The sequence below is a fragment of the Limnohabitans sp. 2KL-17 genome (assembly GCF_003063415.1).
Lineage (GTDB): Bacteria > Pseudomonadota > Gammaproteobacteria > Burkholderiales > Burkholderiaceae_C > Limnohabitans_A.
Map to the genome: position 1 here is coordinate 1 of NZ_NESK01000057.1, position 3,737 is coordinate 3,737.

Consider the following 3,737-nt stretch of genomic DNA (forward strand, 5'->3'; position numbering starts at 1 on the left):
GCGTGCCGCTCAAGCTGGGGGTGCTTGAGGTGTAGGCGGCGTTTTCTGCAACGCTGCTGTCACTCAGGTTGGTGATAGCAATGGCTGAGACTTCCACCACATCGGTCACCGTCACCGCCACCGCTTGCTCAGTGGCGTTGCCCGCCTTGTCGGTCGCCACCACGGTGAAGGCGTAGCTGATCTGGCCTTCGTAATTGGGCACCTCTTGCAGCTTGACCTGCCCAGTGGCAGCGTCAATCGTGAACTTGATCGCATCGCCAACCCCCGCCTTTAAGCTGTAGACCACCCCTGCGTTGGCATCGCTGGCATTGGCGGTGTAAACAACCGTGCCAGCGGCTACGTTTTCATTCACGTTGGCAGTGGCCAAGGAGCCAAAGACCGGCGCCGTGTTGTCCAGAACAATGCTCAGGGTTTGGATGTCCGAGGGGTTGCCAGCCGCGTCCGTTTGGCGCACCTCGACGGTGTAAGCGCCGTCCACTGTAGGGGCGGCGTAGCTGCCCCACGCGCCTTCGGTCTCACCACTCTTGGTGATTCGGTATTGCAGGGTGGCATCGGCTTCTGTGTTGGTCGGCGCTGTAATCGCGGCGCTTTGGGTGACGTGCGCGGCATCGGTCACGCCGGTGTCTGTTGTCAACACGGCATCAGGGGTGGCGGGTTTGACCAAGTCCAGCGCAAGGCTTTGTGACTGGCTGCCGGTGTTGCCATACACGCCGGTGTAATTCACCACGGCGCTGTAGCTGGCGGCGCTTAGCAGCGCTACGCTGGCAGCAGGCACATCCACATGCCAGGTGCCATCGCTTTGGATGGCGATGTCGCTGTAGGTGACACCGGCCAGGGTGAGGCTGAGATTTTTACCGGCAGCGGTGTTAACGGCAGGGGTGACGCCCGGAATGTTGTCTGTGGCGGTGCCACTCAGGGTGATGGCGCCGCCGTGTTCTGCGATGTTGATGACGTTGTCACCCGCAATCGTATTGATGGTGATGGCGGGTGCATCGGTCTTGATCACCAGCTCGCTCGAGGAGATGTCAGTTTTTGGTGTGCTGTACCCAACGGCATTGACACTGACGCCTACGTTGTACTGGCCTTGTGTCAGCGCTGTGGGTACAGCCAGAGACCAGGTGCTGCCGCTGTAGGTCAGCCCAGCGGGCGTGCTGGCGCCTGCGTTAGCCCCGAGGGTGAGCGTATAGGTTTGTCCGCCCACCGTGACCGTGATGGCGTCGCCAGCTTCCAATGCAATGTACGAGTTGACATCGGCAGGATCTTCTTTTTGCGCTAATCCGGTGATGACCGGCGTTAGGTCGTTGGTGTTGAGCTGCACAACCGTGGGTACATCGGGCGGGGCCAGCTTGACCTCCAGGGTGCTGCTTGCAGGTGTTGCAACGGGGTTACCCGCCGCGTCGCTCACTGTGGCGCTGATGCTGTAGCTGTTGCCGTGCGCGAGTGCCAGCAAGTCGGCTTTGGGCACTTGCACTGCCCAGGTGTTGTTGGGCGTGCCTGCGATCACCGTCGCTGTGTACGACTTGCTGTTGAAGAACGCAGTAACGGTTTGACCCGCTTCCGCATTGGTAACGCCAATGACCGCCAGATAGCCATTGGGCAGCACGGCATCGAGTTCTGCCTTGTTGAGGATGGCATCGGCATCATTGTCCACGGTGGCACCGTTTGTCAGCGGCGGCGTGATGCTGATGGTGGGGGCCGTTGTGTCAATGCGCACCGAACGGGTAGCCGCCACAGCAGCATTGCCTGCCTGGTCAGAAACATTGGCCGTCATCGTGCTGCTGGCGACGTCCCCCGGGACTTCGACCGCTGCAAAGGTAACTTGCCAGGTGCCGTCGCCGAGTACTTTGCCCGTTTTGCTAATCCCACCCCAAGCCACAGAGACGTCTTGCCCCACTTCAGCATCGCTGGTGCCGCTGACAGTCACGCCAGCGGCTTTCTTGGCCGCGTTGACGATGTCGTTGTTGGCAATGGTGTTGATGCTGACCACCGGCGCAACCGTGTCAATGGAGACGGTGCTATCTGTGTGCTGCAAACTCGTGTTGCCTACGCTGTCTTGTACTGAACCGGCGTTCAGCACCACGACCAGCTTGCCGCTGGCCACATTGGCTGCAGGGGTCACCACCACGGTCCAGGTGGTGCCGCTGCCGCTGATGGATGCGACAGTGCCATGCGTCACGGTGAAGTCAGCAGAGGTCAAACCGGTCACGACCTCGCTGAAGGTGTAGGTGTAGGTGACATCGCCAGTACCGATTTTGACAAGACTGGAGACGTTATTTGCGACGCTGACGACATTGGGGGCCAATGCGTCTTGGAGCGTGGTCGCCAAATTCAACGTGGTGACGTTGTTGTCAATGCCACTGTCGGTGATTTCTGTCAGCGTGACCACACGGTTCGCGCTCATGCCGTTGGTCGAACTGTTGCGGTAAGCAATACCGTTGACCAGTGCTTGAGCTTGAGCTGCAGTCAGGCCTGCTGTGTGCGTCAGAGTGATCGTTGCGGTGCTGCCTGTGACAGTGACGCTGTAGACGATAGAGCCCGCAGCGGTGGTCCCTGAAGTGGCATGGGTGAGACTGAACTCGGTGCCGTCCACCGTGATGAGTTCACTTGACGCATCCGTGATGCCTGAGACTGTGAACTTGAGCCCTTTAATGGTCTGGCCTGCGTCAACGGCACTGATGAACGCGCCGCTGAAGACGGTTTGTGCAGTGGCATCGTTGGCATAGCTGGCGGTCTGCGTGTTCGCGCTCAGCGTGGGCGCATCGTTGGTGCCCGAGATGGTGAGCGTGGCGGTTTGGTTGACGCTTGCACCCTGCACATCTGTGACTTGGTAGCTGGCGACAATCACTTGGCTTTGACCAAAGGCCAAGCTGTTAAACACCGCGTTGGCGGGGTCGACCGTCAGGGTGTTGCCGGTGATGCTCACGCCTGCAGGCAGTGTGGCGCTGGCAGTGCCACCATTTACCTGATAGGTAAGGCTTTGCGTGCTGAGTGTGGCAGTCTCGCCGGCATCTGCATCCGTGGCCCCTTGCAGCAGATTGACGGTGTAGCTGGAATCTCCCTCGCTTGCATTTGAAGCAAGGGCGGCACTCACCGTGGGTGCGTCGTTCACGTTGGTCACGTTGGCGATGACGGCCTGCTCGGTGCTCAGTGTGCCGCTGGTGGCCACATTGGTGGCCACCACAGTAAAGCTGTAGCTGCTCTTGGCTTCGTAATTGGCGCTGTTCTTGAGCGTGACTTTGCCCGTGGCGCTGTCAATGTCGAGCAAGGCGATGTCACCCGTGGCCGCTTTGAGACTGTAGACCACGTTCCTATTGGCCGCGGTGCCGTCAGCATCAGTGGTGCTGGCGGTGTAGATCTCACGGGTGGTGGCGGCGTTTTCAGGCACGCTGCCGGTGGCTCCGCTGCTAAACACCGGGGCGTTGTCGTTGAAGTCGACAACGCTCAGCACGACCGCTTGGTCGGCGCTGTTGCCGTCAGCATCGGTGGCGGTCAGCGTGTAGTTGTACACGTTGTTCGCGCCCGCATCGTCTGGGCTTTCAAAGTTGCGCGCCACCATGCTCACCACGCCGGTGCCAGTGTTGAGCGTGAACAGCGCACTGTCTGCGCCGCCCAAGCTGTAGGTGACCGCGCCAATGGGCGTGCCGCTCAAGCTGGGGGTGCTTGAGGTGTAGGCGGCGTTTTCTGCAACGCTGCTGTCACTCAGGTTGGTGATAGCAATGGCTGAGACTTCCACCACA

1 protein-coding gene is annotated in these 3,737 nt (G+C 60.2%); it reads right to left on the reverse strand.

From position 1 onward, the window contains the following. On the reverse strand, nucleotides 1-3,737 hold a 3,737-nt coding region (locus B9Z45_RS16445), incomplete at both ends, for an S-layer family protein (RefSeq protein ID WP_146180956.1).